Source organism: Halorubrum sp. Atlit-26R (assembly GCF_003666015.1).
Classification (GTDB): domain Archaea; phylum Halobacteriota; class Halobacteria; order Halobacteriales; family Haloferacaceae; genus Halorubrum.
On the sequence record NZ_QPLT01000400.1, the window covers coordinates 1 to 511 of the forward strand.

Consider the following 511-nt stretch of genomic DNA (forward strand, 5'->3'; position numbering starts at 1 on the left):
CGACGACGGCGTGGGTTGACTGGCTGTTCGGAGCCGTCTTCGCCATGACCGCCGCCACCATCGTCTCCGGTGCCGTGGCGGGCCGCGCCCGGCTCCGGGCGTACCTCACGTACACCATCCTCATCGCGGGCGTCATCTACCCCGTCGTCGTCGGCTTCACCTGGGGCGGCGGCTTCCTCGACGCCCTCGGCTTCCACGACTTCGCGGGCGGCATGATCGTCCACGGCATGGGCGGTATCGCCGGCCTCACCGCGGCGTGGATTATCGGCCCGCGCATGAACCGCTTCAAGCCCGGCGGCACGGCGAACGTCATTCCCGGCCACTCCATCACGTTCGCCGTCCTCGGCACGCTCATCCTCGCGTTCGGCTGGTACGGCTTCAACGTCGGCACCGCCGCCGCGCCCCTCGCGTACGCCGACGGCGCGGTCACGCTCGGCTCCTTCGCCTACGTCGGCCGCGTCGCCCTCGTGACGACTCTCGGCATGGCCGCCGGCGCAATCGGCGCGGGCGG

1 protein-coding gene is annotated in these 511 nt (G+C 71.8%); it reads left to right on the forward strand.

Features of this window, described 5'->3' with window-relative positions; all coding sequences use genetic code 11:
• Window positions 1-511 (forward strand): ammonium transporter (locus tag DVK07_RS21160; protein WP_394338904.1); only part of this gene is annotated, 511 nt, incomplete at both ends.